Here is a 16963-nt window from a genome sequence, read left to right as displayed (position 1 = left end):
GGTTACATCTTCGAAGCCCCGCCCGCCTCCGAATATGACAATGGTCATATGGTGGAATGGTTCAGTTTCCGGAAGGGGCGAAAGACGTCCTTTTCCGTGCACGGTAGGTTCACTGTAGCGTCTGGGTTACACCTCCCAAGGCGTGTCCTTGGGAGCGCGGTCTTGGAAAAACGCGCGCGGGGGCTTGCGCCGCGACGCCATGATCGGCTTTTGGCGGTCCGCTCGGACTTGCCGTGGGGCTGGTTCGTGCTCAGTTATGCGCCCGGGGCCGCGAGGTGGGCGGTCCAACGATTCCTAAAGGGGCCGCCCCGCCCCGATTTCCAGCGAGATCCCGAAACGTCATGCAGCCGGTCAAGACCCTCATTCTCAGCGCCGGTCAGGGCAAGCGCCTGTCGCCCCTGACCGACGACCGGCCCAAGTGCCTGGTCGAGCTGGCCGGCCGTACGGTGCTGGAATGGCAGCTGCGCCACCTGCATCGGGCGGGCGTCACCGAGGCGGTGGTCGTCACCGGTTTCCGCGCCGATCTGGTCGAGGCCGAGGTCGCGCGCTTGCGGTTTCCGGGCATGAGCGTTCGTACGCTCTACAACCCCTTCTACAGCGTGACCGACAACCTCGCGACCTGCTGGCTGGCGCGCGAGGAGATGCGCGGCGGGCCGTTCATGATCCTCAATGGCGACACCCTGTTCGAGCCGGCCATCGCCGAGCGTCTGATCAGCGCGCCGGCCGCCCCGATCACCGTGACGGTCGATCGCAAGGCCGACGGCGTCTATGACAGCGACGACATGAAGGTCCTGACCGAGGGCGACGCCCTGCGCGCCATCGGAAAGACGATCACCGCGTACGATGCTGAATCGATCGGCTTCCTGCGCTTCGACGCCGAGGGCTCGGCCCTTTTCATCGAGACGCTGGAAAGGATCATGCGCACGCCGGAAGGCCTGAAGCGCTGGTATCTCAGCGTGATCAACGAGATCGCCCAGGCCCACGATGTGGTCCGCGTGCGCTCGATCCAGGGCCTGGAGTGGGCCGAGATGGACTTCCCCGAAGACCTGGTGCGCAACCGCGCCCTGACCGCCGAGTGGGCGGCGAAGGAAACGGTTTCGGCTTAGGCCTCGGCCGTGGTGGGCGAGGTCTCGCCCACCAGCTCGCGCACCAAGTCCAGATCCGACGGCTTGTCGACATCGACCGCCGCCAGGCCGTCGTGGGCGCGCACGGCGGCCGCCTTGACGTTGGCCAGCTTGCCTAGCTTCAGCACGGCCTCGTCCAGGGTCAGCCAGTTCAGCAGGTAGCGGATCAGGAAGCCGGGCCCCAGCATGGCGGCGATCTTCCAGGGCTGCTTGCGCAGCGCCTCGACCTTGCGCCAGACGTGGACGACGTTGAGAGCGTTCTCGTTACGCAGCAGGAAGAGATTGCAGCCCGAATAGCGGCCGTCCTGGAAGCGCAGATAGGTCCGCTTGGTCCGCGGCGCGGCGGCCCGCACGCGGTCCTCGGGGGCCAGCAGCACGGCGACGTCGGCCCAGTCCGGGGTATCGGCCAGGAACTGGGTGATCCACTCGGGCTTGAGCAGGGCGTGGTCGACCGTGGTCACCACCAACGGGAAGCCGAGCCGATGCGCGGCGTTCTCGACGCTCTGGCTGGGCCCCGCGGCGGTGGGCAGCACCACGACACTGGCGCCCGCCAAGGCCGTCTTGATCGCCTCGTCATTGGCCGCGACGCCGACGCTTTCGGGGCCGGCGGCCTCGATCGCACCCAGCACGCGGCTCAGCAGGGTCTTGCCCTCCAGCATGATCAGGGCCTTGTGGCCGACGCCGGCATAGGCGGCGACCGGATCGACCTCGCCGCCGCGCGAGCCGGCCAGGACCAGGACCTTGAAGCCGCCGCCAGGAGCCTGGTTCACAGTGCTTTCTCGTAGACGCGATAGGTCTTGTAGTGCGTGCCGCCGACGTTCTCGGCGATGTGGGTCATGGCCTTGTTGGCCTCCAGCACCCACGAGATCTCGTAGCGATTGTAGCCAAGGCTCATCGCCATATCGCGGCTGGCCTTCATCATCCAGAAGGGCAGCATGCGGCCACGCTGGGTGCTGGCGAACTTCCTCTTCACGCCCATCAGCGGGATGCGCGCCGACTTCACGCCCTTGACCTTCAGTCGCCAGAGGAGCTTGGCCCAGCCGAACGGCAAGAGCTTGCCGCCCAGGTCGGCGATGGCCTCGTTGATGTTGGGCAGGAAGACCACGACGCCGGCGGCCTCGCCGTCGATCTCGGCGAACCAGATCAGGCGCTTGTCGATCACTTGCTTGAGCGCCTTGCCCAGCTGAGCGGTCTCGGCCTCCGTGGTGGGGGTGAAGCCCCAGTTGTCCGACCACGCGTCGTTGAGGATGTCCGTCAGGGTCTGGACCTCCGCGTCGTAGCGCTTCATGTCCAGTTGGCGCAGCACGACTCCGGCGGGCAGGCCGCGCTTGACGCGGCGCTGGGCGATCTCGGGAATATCGCCGCTCTCGTCGGCGCGATAGGCGAACAGGTCCTGAGCCTTGGCGTAGCCCTGTTCCTCGAACGCGCTTGCCGGCATAGGCCGGGTCGTGGCCCATCAGGATCATCGGCGGGGTGTCGAAGCCCTCGACCAGCAGGCCGACTTCCTCGTTGATCGACAGGTTGAACGGGCCGACCGCGTGAGTGCGGCCACGCGCGCGCAGCCAGTCCTCGGCGGCGCGGAACAGCACCTCGAACACTGCCGAGTCGTCCTCGGCCGCGATCATGCCGAAGTGGCCGTCCAGGCGGCCCGGCGTCGGCTGCGGCGTCAGGTGGTCGATCTGGGCGCTGATCCGGCCCACGTCGCGACCGCCGCGCGTGGCCAGGAACAGCTGGACCTCGGCGTGGGCGAAGAAGGGATTGGTCTTGGGCGACAGGGCCTCCGCGCGCTCCATGAACAGCGGCGTGATCCAGTTGGGATCCTTGGCGTTCAGGCGGGCGGGCAGGGCGATGAAGCGCTTCAGCTCCCGGGGCGTCTTGACCGGAATGACCGTGAGGTCGGCGTTGGCGGAATCGAAAGGCATCACCCCTCCAGGGCCAGGAATGTGCGGATGGCGAGGGCGCCGAAGATCGCAGGCGCGGCCCAGACGGCCAGGAACGGGGCCAGCGCGCCGGATTCGCCCAGAGCGGTCAGCATGCCGTTGGCCACCAGGAAGAAGAGGCCCGCGCCCAGACCGGCGGTCAGCAGGACGGCCCCCTGGCCGCTGCGGAAATTGGCCAGGGCGACGGGCGCGCTCAGCAGCAGCATGACCAGCGTCACGAACGGGCCGGCGAAGGCCGCGTGGAAGTGGGTGCGGTAGAAGCTCTCGGGCCGGTCCGAGCTGCCGTTCTGCAAGGCCCGCTTGGCGGAGGCGGCGGTGGGCACGGCGTCGTCGCCGAACAGGCTCTGGACGTCGCGCGGCTTCAGCGCGGCGGGCCACGTGGTCGAGGCCGCGGTCGAGGTCTGGGCCAGGTCACCGGAGAAGCGGGTGGTTTTCGGCTGTTCCAGCGTCCAGCGATCGTTGGCGTAGAGGGCTTTCTGAGCCTCGACCTTCTCGACCAGGATGCCCTTGGGATCGCGGCGGAAGATGGTGACATTGTCCATCTCGCGGCCGTCGGCGGTGGCCGTGGCCCCGATGACCAGGTCGGACCCCGCGCGGAAGGTGCGCGGGGCGGGAACCTTGCGCTCCGCCACGGGGGTCGTGTTCTTCCACCAGTCGGCCAGGGCCGGATCGGCGCGGGCGCCAGGTATTGGCCGCAGAGAGCGTCCAGCAGCATCACGAAGATGGCCGCGGGCATGGCCATGCCGATGATGCGGTAACCCGAGACGCCCGTGGCGCGCATGGCGACGATGGCGCTTTCACGGGCCAGCTGCGAGAAGGCGAACAGGCCGCCGGCCAGCACGGCGATCGGGGCGATCTGCTCGAACAGGCGCGGCAGGCGCATGAAGGCGTAGTAGGCCACGCCCGACATCCCCAGGCCGCGGTCGAGGATGTCGTTGGTTACGTCCAGCAGATCCAGGATCTGCAGGATCGACATCAGGATCAGGGCCGCGCCGAGGATACGGGTGGCGACCGTCTTCAGGACGTAGAGCTGCAGTCTCATGCGGCTTGTCGCTTTTTCGGCAGGGGGAGGAGGCGGACGACGCGCGTGACCAGCTTGTTGATGCGGCGCACGGTGCGCGAGACCGGCGTGTCGCCCGGACGGGTGCGGCTGCCCATGAACAGCCAGACGCCGAGGCCCGCGAAGATCGCAAACGGAACCCAGATGGCTGGGATGGTCGGCAACTTGCCGGACGAGGCCATGCTCTGGCCCAGGAGCAGCGAATGCTGGAAGGCCAGCAGCAGGACGCCTGCCATGACAAGGCCCGGCGCGCGGTTGCCGCGCTTGGAGGCCAGGCCCAGCGGGAAGGCCAGCATCGGCAGGAACGGCAGGAACGCCGCGCGGGCCAGGCGGCCGTAGAGTTCGCTCAGCAGCGTGGCCTTGGGAACGATCGGATTGGGCAGTTTGGACTGTCTGTAGAGCTCGCCCAGGGTCAGCTCGCGCTCGTCGCCGCCTCGGGCGCGCAGCAGCACCGCCGCGGCGCTGAGGGGGGTCTGGGTGGTCAGGCTGCTGAAAGCCAGGTTGCGGTAGTCGCCAGCGGAGTCACGCGCGATACGGCGGCCGTCCTTTAGGTCCATGGTGATGGTCTTGCCGCCCGGATCCATCTTCAGGTCGGCCTGGGCGGCGGTGATGATCTCCTCCTGGCCGCGCGCGTCCAGGCGGCGGATGAAGACCCGCGTCAGGCGCTGGCCGGCGACGTCGGCGCTGTCGGCGGTCATCAGCGAGCCCTTGTCGTCGATGAAGGCCCCGCCCGCCAGGCGTCCGTTCCAGCCGGCGTTGATCGCCGCGTGCATCACCGCGCGATAGGCGTAGCGGCTATAGGGCTGCATGTAGCCGAACACGATCAGGCTGAAGACGCTGAGGAACAGGCCGACGGCCAGGAACGGCGCGGCGATGCGCTCCAGCGACTGGCCGCTGGCCAGCAGGGCGTCGATCTCAGAGCCGTCCGACAGCTTGGTGATGACGATGAACAACGCCACGAAGAACGCGACCGGCAGGGCCAGGCCCAGATAGTGCGGTACAAGGTTGGCGGCCAATTGGGCGACATAGCCGAAGCGGGCGCTGCTTTGAGACAGGGCGTCCAGCAGGCGCAGGACGCGCTCCAGCAGCAGCGCCACGACCGTGACGCCCAGGCACCCGACCAGCGGCCAGAACAGCAGGCGCAAGAGATAGCGGTCGATCAGCCTCACCGGGCCGATGGTCAATTCCTTGGCGCTCACGCTTGGACCCAAGCATCGGCGAAGCGCTGCGCCAGGCGCTCGACGCCCTCGCTCGAAAGCGCCACGGCGTTTCCCAGGGCCGGGGCGGCGGGCCAGCCGGCGTCGGGGAAGCTCTGTCCCTCGTGCTCGCGCGCGCCCTCATAGCGGGGCAGCACGTGGAAGTGGACGTCCTTGTCGACCATCATCAGCATCAGGTAGTTGATCTTCTCGTAGTCGACTTGCGCCTTCAGAAGGCGCTCAATGCCCGCCACGGCGACTTGCAGGTCGGCGAAGGCGGCGGGACTCACCTCGGAGAACGCCTGGACTGTTTCCTTGCACACCAGGACCAAAGACCCAAATGTCGGTTGCTTCGGACGGACCAGAATCAACCAGTGATCGGTCTCCGCGATCTTGGAGCCGGGATAGCCGAACGCCAGAGCTGTGGGATTGGTCATGAGAAAGCCGGAACTTCGGGCTGATGTCGCCCGCACGTAACAATAGGGATGCGGCGTTTTAGATGAAAGCATGTTCCGTTCTCGTCGGCGCGATGTTGTTGGCGTCCGCGACGGCGGGGATCGTTCGGGCCGAAGGCGTGGCTCGGCCCCTGACGGACAAGGAGTGCGTCGGCCGCAAGAGCGCCACGCGCCTGAACGTGCAGGTCGGGGCGTTGCGGTCGAACGCCGGCGAGGTGGTGATCACGGTCTATCCGGGCGATCCGAGCCGTTTCCTGGCCCCGCGCGGCAAGGTGGAGCGGGCGCGGGTCAGAACCTCTGCGCCGATGAGCCAGGCCTGTTTCTGGCTGCCGTCGCCCAGCGACGCCTATGCGGTGGAGGTCTATCACGACGCCAACGCCAACAAGGAGCTCGATCGCGGGCCGCAGGGCATGCCGCTCGAAGGCTACGGCTTTTCCAACGACGCCCCGACGAAGTTCGCCTTTCCCTCGTTCGACGCGGTGCGCTTCGGCGTGAAGACGGGCGAGACGACGATCCGGGTCAAGGTGCGCTACCCGCGCTAGGCGACATCGGCCAGGCTGTAGCGACCCAGCTCCGAAAGCCCGTCGCCGTCGGCCTCCACGCCTCGCACGACGATCCGGGCGTTGTGGCCGCCCTGGGGCTTGGCTTCGACCTCGATCACAAGCCAGCGGGCCGGCGAATGGCCGCCCCGTCCCGATGAGGCCGAGGGCACGCCCAGAACAGGGATCGCCGAGTCCCTTGGGCCTGGCACCGATCCGATGATTGTCTCGTGGGCATGGCCGTGCAGGACGAGGTCGGCGCCATGCTTGGCCAGTAGCGCGCGCAGGGCCTCCTGATCGTCCAGCGATTTGCGCTTCGACACCGCGCCCTTGTGCGGCGGGTGGTGCAGGACGACGAGGCGGAAGAGATCCTTGTAGGCCGGATCGGCCAGGGCCTTGTCCAACCGCTGAAGCTGATCCTCGCCCAGGCGGCCAGTGGCCAGGTGCGGCGCGGTCGGCACGGCCGAGCACAGATTGAAGATCGCCACGGGGCCGCGCACGCGCACCTGCGGGAATTGAACCTCGTCCGCGTCGCCCAGCCAGGGCGTCCAGGGCGCGAAGCGTTCGCCGCCGCCCGCGCCGGCCCGGCCTTTGTCGGAGAGGGCGTCGTGATTGCCGGGGCTGACGGTGCAGTCGCTAGCCGGTCCCAGGGATTCCAGCCACTTCGTCGCCGCCGCGATCTCCGTATGCGAAGCAAAGTTGGTGAGATCGCCGCTGATCACCACATGATCGGGGCCGGCGGCCTTCACGTCGGCGACCAGGGCCGCCAGCACTTCGGGCCGGTGGACCTTGCGCTTCTTGCGCCAGGCGATGCGGCTCAGCAGCCGCTTGGTGAAGACGTCCTTCCACCCGAACGCGCCTCGCGGCGGCGGCAGGTGGGGGTCGGAGAGGTGGGCGATGCGATATATGGACAAGACGGTTCGGGTCGTTCTGGTCGAAGCAGCCGAAGCTGCTTATCAATCGGCTCGAGATTCAAGGGGTATATCTGTCTTTGACCGGTGAAATGCAAAACGGAGCTGGCGCGGGGCCGCGCGCTCTGACCGTCGGTGAAAGCGGCGGGCGCATCTGGGGCATGACCTCGGCCGAGCGCCTGTCGCGCATCTATCGTCGCCTCGGATTGGTCGAGACGCCGGTCGTCGACCTCTCGAGCGCCGTCGTGGCGGTCGACGCGGGCTGGGTGTTCGATGAGTCGTTGATCAAGGCGCTGGCGGGCCGCGAGGGCGCGGTGCTGGTCGACGATTCCGGTCGCGCCGTCGCCGTCCATGCCCCGGCCGAGCTCGGCTATGCCGCCACCGAGGCTTTGGCGGCCGGGCAGGACCCTACCGGCCTGGATCCGCGCCTGACGCGCTTGACCGCGTTGGAACTGGGTTCAGCCTACAACAGCGCCCTGCGCAAGCGCGAGCCGCCGGTGCTGGAGCGCCTGACGCCGCAAACCGTGCGCGCCGTCGAGAAGCGCCTGTTCCAGGGCTCGTACAAGGGCGTCACAGACCTCGTCACCAAGTATGTCTGGCCCGCGCCGGCCCGTATCGTCACCCGCTGGGCCGCCATCGCCAAGATGACCCCCAACCAGGTGACCGGCATCGGCTTCCTGCTGGTGCTGGCGGCCATGTACCTGTTCTGGACCGGCCACTTCGGCTGGGGCCTGGTCTGCGCCTGGATCATGACCTTCCTCGACACCGTCGACGGCAAGCTGGCCCGGGTGACCCTGACCTCGTCCAAGTGGGGCAACGTCTTCGATCACGGCATCGACCTGCTGCACCCGCCGTTCTGGTGGTGGGCCTGGTTCGTCGGCGTCTACGCGATCGGCCAGGAGATCCCCTACGCGGGCCTGAGCCTGGCCATTGTCATCGCCGGCTATGTGCTGCAGCGCGTAGAGGAGGGGATCTTTCTCGCCCTCTTCAAGCTCGAGGTGCACGCTTGGCGCCCGTTCGACAGCTTCTTCCGCCTGATCACCGCGCGTCGGAACCCCAACCTGATCCTGCTGACGGCCTGCGCCCTCGCGGGCAGGCCGGACATCGGCTTCACCCTTGTGGCTATCTGGACCGCGGTGTGCTTGATCATGCACGCCGTTCAGATTCTCAGGGTCTGGCCGCGCCGAAGGGCTCAATCCAGTCTTGGCTGTCGAAATGACGCGCATCGGGGTTGTTCGCAATCCAAAGAGCCACGGCAACCGGGCGCATCCGCCCGGTCCGCCGCCCGAGGGCGTGCGGCTGGTCGAGCCCCTTGGCCGTGACGCCCTGAGAGCGGAACTCGAAAACTTCGCCCGCGAGGGCCTCGACCTGCTGATCATCGACGGCGGCGACGGCACGGTGCGCGACGTCATCAGCCTGCTGCCGCACACCTTCGGCGAGGATTTGCCGCTGCTGGCGGTGTTGCCGTCGGGCAAGACCAACGTCCTGGCCATCGACCTGGGGGCCCCCAGCGACTGGCGGTTGGAGGAAGTCCTGATCGCCGCCCGTCAGGCCGATCCGCGCATCAAGGAGCGGCCGCCGCTGCGGGTCAGCTGGGCCGACGGCCGGCCGTGCCTGCAGGGCTTCTTTTTCGGGGTCGGGGCCATGGTCAAGGCGACCAACCTGGCCCAGAAGGCCCACAAGGTCGGCTTCTTCCATAACTTGGCCGTGGCCGTGACCATCCTGAGCGCCACCCTGGGCGCGCTGTTCGGCGGGGCCAAGGACGAGTGGCGCGAGGGCGTGCCGGCCAGGCTGGCCATCGACGGCCAGGATCAACCGGGCGACGAGCGCTTCGCCATCGTGGCCACGGCCCTGAAGCGCCTGCCGTTCGGCCTCAAGCCCTTTGGCGCGCCGCGCGAGGGCCTGAAGCTCCTGGACGTCGACGCCCCGCCGCGACGGCTCATGAAAGCCCTGCCGATGGTGCTGAGCGGCAAGGCCGAACCGGCCCTGGAAGGCCTCGGCTATCGCCGCCGCGACCCGCGCCTGATCAGCCTGGCCGGCGGCGCGCCCTTCGTGCTGGACGGCGAGGTCTACGAAGGCGGCGACCTGACCATTGGCCTCGGGCCGTCCTTGCGGTTCCTCGTCGGATGAGCAGCCTTCGCGACCTCGTCGCGGCCGAGCTCTCCACGCCGACCCCCGCGCCGATCACCGCCTTCGCCGAGCGCCTGACGACGATCTTTCCGGGCGCCCAAGCCGTGCTGTTCTACGGCTCCATCCTGCGGACGGGCGATCTCTCGGGCGTGCTCGACTACTACGTCCTGACCGAGCGGCCGCCGGCCGGATGGCGCGGCCTCTTCACCCGCATCCTGTGGCCGGACGTCAGCTATCACGAGTTCGAGCACGAGGGGCGGGTTCTGCGAGCCAAGGTGGCCTCGATGACCCTGAACCAATTCCGCAGGGCCGCCAGCGGCGGGGGCCACGACACCACCATCTGGGCCCGCTTCGTGCAGCCCTGCGCGCTGATCTGGGCGGGGGAAGGCGCGCGCGAGACGGTGATCGACGCAGTGACCGACGCCTGCCGTACGGCGGCTCGCTACGCCCGCGCCCTGGGGCCGGTCGACGGGACGCCGCGCGACCTGTGGACCGCCTTGTTCCGCGAGACCTACAAGGCCGAACTGCGGGTCGAGAAGGCCGGCCGGGAGGTCTCGATCCTGACCTTCGACCCCCAGCGCTACGACCACGTCATGGAAGCCGTCTGGCGTGACGAGGGCCGGGCGATGGATGAGGCCGAGCGCGCCCGCGTGCGTCGCGACTGGCGGCCGCGCAAGCTGTTGGGCAAGCCGCTGAACGCCGCGCGGCTGATGAAGGCGTCCTTCACCTTCCAGGGCGCGGCGCGCTACGCCGCCTGGAAGATCGAGCGTCACACCGGCGTGCCCATCGAGGTCACGCCCTGGCGCGAGCGCCATCCCATCCTGGCCGCGCCCGCCGTGCTGCTGAAGGTCTGGAAGAGCCGTCGCAGGGCGGCTTGAAGCCACAAAAAAGGACGCCCGGGTGTAAGCCCGGGCGCCTTCGTTCAGCGATGCAGAAATCTTAGGCGCGAGCGCGCTTCAGAGGCTCGATGACGCCAAGGGCCGCGCCGATTTCGGCGAAGGCGCCCAGGACGGCGTCGATCTGCTCGTCGGTGTGGGCGGCGCTGACGCTGGCGCGCAGCAGCGGACGGCTGTCCGGCGTGGCGGGCGGCAGGGCCAGGTTCAGGTAGACGCCAGCCTGCAGCAGGGCGTTCCACATGGCGATGGCGCGTTCCTGGTCCGGAATGGTCGTGGCGACCACCGGGCTGGCCGTCGGGCCGGTGTGGAAGCCCATGGCGGTCAGGCCGTCGTACAAGCGCTTGGCGTTGCGGTTCAGGCGGTCGCGCAGCTCCGGCTGTTCGATCATGCGACGCAGGGCGGTGATGGTCGAGGCGACCACGGCCGGCGGCAGCGAGGCGGTGAACATGTACGGACGGCAGACGACGCGCATGACGTCGAAGTCGTCCAGGTTCGAGACGCAGAAGCCGCCGATGGCGCCCAGGCTCTTGGAGAAGGTGCCGACGATGAAGTCGACGTCGTCTTCCACGCCAGCCGCCTCGGCCAGGCCGCGGCCCGTCGCGCCCAGCACGCCCATCGAGTGGGCCTCGTCGACCAGCAGATAGCCGCCCAGCTCGCGCTTCACGGCGGCGATTTCCTTCAGCGGCGCGACGTCGCCGATCATCGAATAGACGCCTTCGACCACGATCAGGCGCTCGCCCGGCGCATCGCCCAGGCGACGCAGGCGCTTGGCCAGGTCCTCGGGGTCGTTGTGGCGGAAGCGGATGACCTCGGCGTGGCCCAGACGCGAGCCGTCATAGATCGAGGCGTGGCTGTCGGCGTCGAGGATCAGGTGGTCGCCGCGACCCACCAGGGTCGACAGCACGCCCAGATTGGCCTGGTAGCCGGTCGTGAAGACCATGGCGTGCTTGCGGCCGTAGAACTTGGCCAGTTCCTGCTCGAGCTCGACGTGCGCCTCGAACGAACCGTTGGCGATGCGGGAACCGGTGGTGCCCGTGCCGCGTTCCTGCACAGCTTTGACCGAAGCGGCGATCGCCTCCTCGTCGAAGGTCAGGCCCAGATAGTTGTTGGTGCCCAGCAGGATCGTCGGACGCCCCTCGACGACGCCTTCGGTCGGCGAGGTCACGGCGTCGAAGCGAACCTTGAACGGGTCGGCGCCGGCGCTCTGGATGGCCTTGTACGCATCGCGATAGGCCAGGTGCTTATCGAATAGCCCCATTAGTTAAGCCCTAGTCCGGAGATCATTGATCAGTTTGGAAAGGTCGCCGGCGGTCTCGACAGAGGCCAGGCGATCGAGAGGAATGGAGATGTCGAAGGTGTCTTCCAGCTCCATGATGATGTTCATCAGGGCCAGGGAGTCCACGGCGAGATCGCGACCGATATGCGACTCTGCACGAACCTCTACGGGTCGTCCCAGAACCTTGCTCGCCGCCACCCCGATCTCGCGCAAGCTGAGATCCGTAACCGTTTCCATTCTAAACCAAACCTCCGGGAGCCCCACCCGTGACACTACTGTAACGGCGAGTCTGTCAGATTTCCGCCATATTTGAACTAGGCGGCGACGTTTTTAGGTAACCACCCCTGTTCTCGATACCAAGCGACGGTGTGCAAGAAGCCGTCGATCAGGCCGAATACGCTGGGTACTCCCTCCGCCATCGGAGCGCTAGATAGGGACCAATCGTTGTGAAGCAACTCCCTGGCCTTGCCTAAACCGAACACCGAGGGGTTGTTTGAGGCGAAAGACCAAGCATCCGCTAGGGTTCCAGCCAGCAGGAGCGCGTTATCGGGCAACCTGACCAGTCGGGGCGCGCGGTTCATCACCCGGGCGGCGGCGGTCATGATTTCTGACCAAGTGTAACCGTCGCGCCGCACATCGGAGAGCTCTACAAGGCCCGAAACGGGCCTGCGGCAGAAGGCGACGAGCTTGGCCGCGGCGTCCTGGACGTGGATCATGGCGATCCGTGAGTCTGGCGACAGCACCGGCAGCACCGGGCTCTTGGCCGCCAGTTCGAACAGCGCCAGGGTCTCGGTGTCGCCCGGGCCATAGATGGCCGGCGGACGCACGATCAGGGCGCTGGGGCTGGTCTCGCGCACCGCGTCCTCGCCCGCGCGCTTGCTGGCGCCGTAGTTCGACAGACGCGGTTCGCGCGCGGCGAGGCTGGAGACCAGGATGAACCGGGCTCCGGCGGCCTGGGCGGCCTGGGCGGCGGCGCGGGCTCCGTCGCGATTGACCACGTTGAAGCCGTCCAGCGAGGCGGCCTTGATCAGGCCGGCCACGTGGATCACGACCTCGGCGCCCGGCACAGGCGGTCGAGCGCCCCGGGGGTCTTCAGGTCGCCGACGACAATCTCGACATCGAGATCGCGCCAGAGCGGATGGATCGGGTCGCGGCGGACAAGGACGCGGGGCGTCCAGCCGTCCTGGGCCAGGGCGCGGACCAGGTGACGGCCCAGGAAACCCGTGGCGCCGGTGACCGCGACGACGGATCTAGTCACCGTAAGCGCCGGCCAGGTACGCGGTCTTGGCCTTCGAGCGGCTCAGCTTGCCCGACGAGGTCTGGGGCAGCGCGTGGGCGCCGACCAGTTTCACCTTGGCCTCGACGCCGTGGCGGGTGCGCAGCAGGGTGGAGACCCGCTCGACCAGGGCGGCGCGGGTGTCGGCGTCGCCGCCGCGGGCCTGGACCAGCACCACGATCTGGTCTTCCGGCTCGGCGGGGATCGAGAAGGCGCAGACGTCGCCGCTGCGCAGACCGTCGATCTCGTGATCCGCCGTCCATTCAAGATCTTGCGGCCAGATGTTGCGGCCGTTGAGGATGATCAGGTCCTTGGCGCGGCCCGTGATGACGATCTCGCCCTCGATCTTGAAGCCGATGTCGCCGGTGTCCAGCCAGCCGTCGGCCGACAGCACGCGGGCGGTCTCTTCCGGATTGGCGAAGTAGCCGCTCATCACCGATGGGCCCTTGGCGAAGATACGGCCGACGCCGCGCTCGGGCAGGACGGCGCCGGCCTCGTCACGGACCTCCAGGAAGTGATCGGGCAGGGCGGGGCCGCAGCGGGCGAAGTCGCGGGCGCGGTCCGAGCCTTCCGGGGCGCCGACGGCCAGGTTGTCACGTTCCAGGCGCTCGACATCCAGGGTCTCGGCGCGCAGTCCCTTGCCCAGCGGGGCCATCGATAGGGCGAGGGTCGCCTCGGCCATGCCATAGCTGGCCACGAACGCCTTGGGCGAGAAGCCGGCCGGGCCGAACGCCTCGACGAAGGCCTTCAGCGGCGGCATGCGGATCATGTCGCCGCCCAGACCGGCGCTGCGCCAGTGGCTGAGGTCGTAGGCGTCGAGCGGCTGGCCCTGCACGCGGCGCGCACACAGCTCGTAGCCGAAGGTCGGGCTATAGGCGATCGTCGCCTTGTTGCGACCGATCAGGTCGATCCACAGCAGCGGACGGCGCACGAACGCGCCGGTCGGCAACAGGTCTACCGACATCTGGCAGCTGAGCGGGCTGAGCAGGAAGCCGATCAGGCCCATGTCGTGATACAGCGGCAGCCACGAGATGGCGCGGTCTTCCGGCCTGACCTGCAGGCCATCGCGGGTGATGGCCACGCAGTTGGCCATCAGGGCCTTGTGGCGGACCAGGACGCCCGTCGGCGTGCGGGTGCTGCCCGACGAGAACTGCAGATAGCAGGGATCTTCCGGGGTGATGGTCGGCAGCGCCGCGCCGCCGTCATCGGGCAGGTCGGCCAGGACGCCGGCGAATTCGAGGCCCGCGCGTTCGCCGATCTCGGCCACCCAGTCCTTCAGGCCGTTCGGGCCGATCAGGATCTTGGCCTTGGCCGACAGGGCCAGGTTCTTGATCTGCTCGATATAGGCCTCGCGGCCGCCCAGCGGGGTTGGCAGCGCCATCGGCGCGGGCAGCAGGCCCGCGTACTGGCAGGCGAAAAAGGCGCGCACGAAGTCGGCGTCGGTCTCGGCCAGCAGGGCCACGCTGTCGCCGACCTTGGCGCCCGTGGCCAACAGGCGTCGGGCCAGGACGAGCGCGTCCTCGCGCAGCTTGGCGTAGGGGATCGCCTCGACCAGTTCGCCGCGCAGCGAATACAGATTGACCCCGGTCTCGCCGGTCGCGGCGAAATCGAGGGCCTGGGTCAGGGTCGGGAAGTCGGCGAACCGGACAGTACGCTCAGACGCCGTGGGGGTGATCATAAGATAGTCTTTCATCGTCTTTGTCGGTGCGCGCGGAGCCTTCCTCCGCCGCGAGTCGGGCGAGCCTGTGACGCGCCATGAAATACATGCCCACGGCCATCGCCAAAGCGGACGCAACCAGAGCGGCGCCCGCGCCGGTCAGGCCGAAGGTCTTGATCAGCGGTCCGAGCGCCGCGAGGTAAGCGATAACAACCACGAGGCGTACGGCCAAGGCCGCGCCGGCGGCGCGCATGGACACGAGCATCGGCTCCAGAGGCAGGGACAAGATGGCGATGGCCGCCGCGGCCACCTGCCAGTTCATGACCCCCGCGGCCGCGCCGAACGCCTTGCCCATCACGACCTCGAGGATCCACCTGCCGGCGACCAGGCTGACCAGGAGCAGCGCGGCGGCCGCGCCGCCGCCGATCAGGCCGATCTGCAGCGCCAGCTTGGTCATGGCCTGCCGCCCGCCGGTGGCGCGCATCTTGGCCAGCTCGGGATAGAGGGCCGGGACCATCAGGCGCGCCGGCTTGGCCATGCCGTCGGCCACCTGCTTGCCGATCCGCCAGTAGGCCGCCTGGACCGGGCCCAGCATGGCGCCGACCACCAGGGTCAGCACGTGGGTGAATCCGACGTCGATCGTGCTCGAGAAGTTGGTGGCGATGGCGAAGCGCCAGACGCCCGGCAGGCCCCTTGAGGTCGGCCCCATCATCTTGAAGCCCTTCAGCAGGCCGCGCTGGTTCAGGTCCCAGGCCGCGATGGCGGCGATGTAGAAGAACGAGACGAAGGTGCCGGCCGCCCAGGCCGCCAGGAACCATTGAATCTCGGCGCCGGCCAGGGCGCAGATCCCGCAGCCGATCATCCGAACGAACGAACTCACCGCCTGTTGGCCCGCCAGGTAGCGGAAGCGATCGAACAGGCGGAGCAGGCCAACGCCCGTGGCCGAGGTCATCACCCCGATCGACAGGGCGTACAGCGCGCCATAGCCGCTCATGCCCGCCGGCCAGTTCAGTTCGCGCCAGAAGAACCAGGAGCCCAGCACGCCGAGAGCGACGCCCAGCATGCCGCTGATCAGGTCCAGCAGCAGCGACAGACGCAGCACCTGGTGAAACTTGGGTCGATCGTTCTCCAGGGCCGGTGTCGTGCCGTAGGTGATCAGGGTCTGCCACGACTGGAAGTGCGCCACCTCGCCCAGGAACTGCGCGAAGGCGTTGATCAGCACGACCACGCCCATCGCCTCCTTGCCCAGGCTCCGGGCGGTGAGGGCGATATAGGCCAGGCCGACGATGGCGTTGACGATCCGGCCGCTCAGCAGTTCGCCGGCGTTGCGCAGGACATGCTTCAGCGGGTTCGGGGGGGCGGGAGGCGCGTCGGTCATGCCTTGCGCTCCAGCTTGTCGACGATGGCGCGCGCGGCCCGGACCGAGCCCGGAACGTTCGTGATGTCGAACGTCTCCTCGATGCCCCACACCTGGGCTTCGCGATAGTTTTCGTGGGTGGCGAAGGCCTGGTCGAGCGCCTCGCCCAGCCGTTCGATGTTCTCCAGCACTGGCCCGTACAGCCAGTGATGGAAGCTGGGATCGCCGCACCAGGTTGCCTGGCTGGAATTGAGGAACAGGCACGGCTTGGGCGTGCGCAGGAACTCGTAGACCTGGCTGGAGACGTCCCCCAGATAGAGGTCGGCCGCCTTGGTGTAGGTCATGTCCGCCGCGGCCGGACCACCCAGGTCGACGTGGATGCGCGGATGCTCGGCGAAGGCCTTGAACGCGGCGCGCTCCTCGGTCGAGGCGGTCTCGAACAGGCGGATATGCGGCGCGAAGATCAGGTTGTAGCGGTCGTTGGCCGCGAAGAATTCCATCACCTGCCGGCCCCACTTGGGCCAGGAGCCCAGCGTGGCGTGGAAGTGCGGATTGTACAGCACCACCGGACCCGGCTGGTCGAACCGCGGGGCCGCGCGCTGGGGCAGATCATCGACCAGGTCGAACTTGGGGTAACCGACCATGACGCACGTGTCTTCGGTGACCCAGCCCTCCTGCAGCATGCGGTCGCGCTGCTTGCGGCCGGCCGCCATGACCAGGTCGAACAGCTTCAGGCGCGGCTCGAACGGGCCTTCCCGGTCGCCGGCGCCGTGCTGGGTGTAGACCAGCAGCGGGTGGCGCACGCCCAGCCGGCGAAGCAGGGCGGTGGTGCGTTCGGGGGTGATCACCGCGTCGTAGCGGGACAGGCGCCGGGCGTTGGCGATCAGCATCAGCGCCTTGGGCGGCGCGCCGCCGCCGCCGAAGCGGCGCAACCAGGCCGGAGGCAGCAGGACGAGCTCGATCGCGGCGCCGCCCAACTCGGCGAGCAGGCCGGAGACATAGTCGAGCAGCTCGGGCGTGGTCGCGGCGATCTCCACCTTGATGGCCGGCCAGCGCCTGGCCATGGCGACGGCCACCGACAGGCTGTGCCAGACCTGATGGTGTTGCGCGATGTAGAGAAAGCAGACGCGTTTGGCGGCGGCCACG

13 protein-coding genes and 4 pseudogenes are annotated in these 16963 nt (G+C 68.2%); 5 read left to right on the top strand and 12 right to left on the bottom strand.

Translation table 11 applies throughout. From position 1 onward, the window contains the following. Nucleotides 1–341 precede the first annotated feature (341 nt). Entirely contained in the window at nucleotides 342–1106 is a 765-nt protein-coding gene (locus ACHMW8_RS24755; protein WP_125157376.1) for an NTP transferase domain-containing protein, read from the top strand. Here the strand turns inward: ACHMW8_RS24755 and ACHMW8_RS24750 are convergent. From ACHMW8_RS24750 to ACHMW8_RS24730, 5 genes and pseudogenes are all read right to left on the bottom strand, one after another. Further along, nucleotides 1103–1987, bottom strand: coding sequence for a nucleotidyltransferase family protein (locus tag ACHMW8_RS24750; RefSeq protein WP_395444088.1), 885 nt, complete (start codon nucleotides 1985–1987; stop codon nucleotides 1103–1105). The two genes, ACHMW8_RS24755 and ACHMW8_RS24750, sit on opposite strands and share 4 nt — an antisense overlap. Next, a pseudogene (bcerS, locus tag ACHMW8_RS24745) lies at nucleotides 1891–3046 on the bottom strand (ceramide synthase). The gene ACHMW8_RS24750 and the pseudogene bcerS overlap by 97 nt, the downstream one beginning before the upstream one ends. Next, nucleotides 3046–4106: pseudogene (locus tag ACHMW8_RS24740) on the bottom strand (LptF/LptG family permease). Before ACHMW8_RS24740 ends, bcerS begins: the two co-directional pseudogenes overlap by 1 nt. After that, on the bottom strand, nucleotides 4103–5323 hold the full coding sequence (locus ACHMW8_RS24735) for an LptF/LptG family permease (protein ID WP_125157380.1): 1221 nt from the start codon (nucleotides 5321–5323) through the stop codon (nucleotides 4103–4105). Before ACHMW8_RS24735 ends, ACHMW8_RS24740 begins: the two are co-directional and overlap by 4 nt. Then, nucleotides 5320–5757 carry an HIT family protein gene (locus tag ACHMW8_RS24730; protein ID WP_395444087.1) on the bottom strand — a complete coding sequence of 146 codons (438 nt, stop codon included), beginning with the start codon at nucleotides 5755–5757 and terminating at the stop codon, nucleotides 5320–5322. Before ACHMW8_RS24730 ends, ACHMW8_RS24735 begins: the two co-directional genes overlap by 4 nt. A 62-nt stretch (nucleotides 5758–5819) precedes the next feature. Here ACHMW8_RS24730 and ACHMW8_RS24725 point away from each other — a divergent pair, with 62 nt between their 5' ends. Then, nucleotides 5820–6317 carry a DUF2141 domain-containing protein gene (locus ACHMW8_RS24725; protein WP_395444086.1) on the top strand — a complete coding sequence of 166 codons (498 nt, stop codon included), beginning with the start codon at nucleotides 5820–5822 and terminating at the stop codon, nucleotides 6315–6317. On the opposite strand, the gene ACHMW8_RS24720 is transcribed toward ACHMW8_RS24725, so the two are convergent. Next, complete coding sequence (locus ACHMW8_RS24720; RefSeq protein ID WP_395444085.1) at nucleotides 6314–7228, bottom strand: metallophosphoesterase family protein; 915 nt, start codon at nucleotides 7226–7228, stop codon at nucleotides 6314–6316. The two genes, ACHMW8_RS24725 and ACHMW8_RS24720, sit on opposite strands and share 4 nt — an antisense overlap. A gap of 89 nt (nucleotides 7229–7317) precedes the next feature. Here ACHMW8_RS24720 and ACHMW8_RS24715 point away from each other — a divergent pair. The 3 genes and pseudogenes from ACHMW8_RS24715 to ACHMW8_RS24705 all read left to right on the top strand — a co-directional run bounded on the left by ACHMW8_RS24715 (nucleotide 7318) and on the right by ACHMW8_RS24705 (nucleotide 10233). Continuing rightward, a pseudogene (locus ACHMW8_RS24715) lies at nucleotides 7318–8444 on the top strand (CDP-alcohol phosphatidyltransferase family protein). Beyond that, complete coding sequence (locus ACHMW8_RS24710; protein WP_125157385.1) at nucleotides 8441–9355, top strand: diacylglycerol kinase family protein; 915 nt, start codon at nucleotides 8441–8443, stop codon at nucleotides 9353–9355. Before ACHMW8_RS24715 ends, ACHMW8_RS24710 begins: the two are co-directional and overlap by 4 nt. Beyond that, a complete protein-coding gene (locus ACHMW8_RS24705; RefSeq protein ID WP_395444084.1) occupies nucleotides 9352–10233 on the top strand; it encodes a hypothetical protein in 882 nt (293 codons plus the stop codon). Before ACHMW8_RS24710 ends, ACHMW8_RS24705 begins: the two co-directional genes overlap by 4 nt. 61 nt (nucleotides 10234–10294) lie before the next feature. On the opposite strand, the gene spt is transcribed toward ACHMW8_RS24705, so the two are convergent. The 6 genes and pseudogenes from spt to ACHMW8_RS24675 form a co-directional block, all read right to left on the bottom strand. Then, nucleotides 10295–11509: a serine palmitoyltransferase gene (gene spt, locus ACHMW8_RS24700; protein ID WP_125157387.1), complete on the bottom strand. Its 1215-nt coding sequence runs from the start codon at nucleotides 11507–11509 to the stop codon at nucleotides 10295–10297. Nucleotides 11510–11512: 3 nt separating this feature from the next. Continuing rightward, the gene (locus ACHMW8_RS24695; RefSeq protein WP_013079816.1) at nucleotides 11513–11764 is read right to left on the bottom strand and encodes an acyl carrier protein; all 252 of its coding nucleotides are present in this window, start codon (nucleotides 11762–11764) and stop codon (nucleotides 11513–11515) included. A gap of 77 nt (nucleotides 11765–11841) precedes the next feature. Continuing rightward, nucleotides 11842–12785: pseudogene (gene cerR / locus ACHMW8_RS24690) on the bottom strand (ceramide reductase). Continuing rightward, the gene (locus ACHMW8_RS24685; protein ID WP_395444083.1) at nucleotides 12778–14496 is read right to left on the bottom strand and encodes a fatty acyl-AMP ligase; all 1719 of its coding nucleotides are present in this window, start codon (nucleotides 14494–14496) and stop codon (nucleotides 12778–12780) included. Before ACHMW8_RS24685 ends, cerR begins: the two are co-directional and overlap by 8 nt. Further along, entirely contained in the window at nucleotides 14459–15838 is a 1380-nt protein-coding gene (locus ACHMW8_RS24680; RefSeq protein ID WP_395444082.1) for a lipopolysaccharide biosynthesis protein, read from the bottom strand. Before ACHMW8_RS24680 ends, ACHMW8_RS24685 begins: the two co-directional genes overlap by 38 nt. Further along, nucleotides 15835–16962, bottom strand: a complete 1128-nt coding sequence (locus tag ACHMW8_RS24675; protein WP_395444081.1) for a glycerophosphotransferase — start codon at nucleotides 16960–16962, stop codon at nucleotides 15835–15837. The genes ACHMW8_RS24680 and ACHMW8_RS24675 overlap by 4 nt, the downstream gene beginning before the upstream one ends. Nucleotide 16963: the final 1 nt, after the last annotated feature.

The organism is Caulobacter sp. UC70_42 (assembly GCF_044056025.1).
Classification (GTDB): domain Bacteria; phylum Pseudomonadota; class Alphaproteobacteria; order Caulobacterales; family Caulobacteraceae; genus Caulobacter.
The sequence above is the reverse complement of the archived record's forward strand: the minus strand, read 5'-3'. Positions and strand labels throughout refer to the sequence as shown.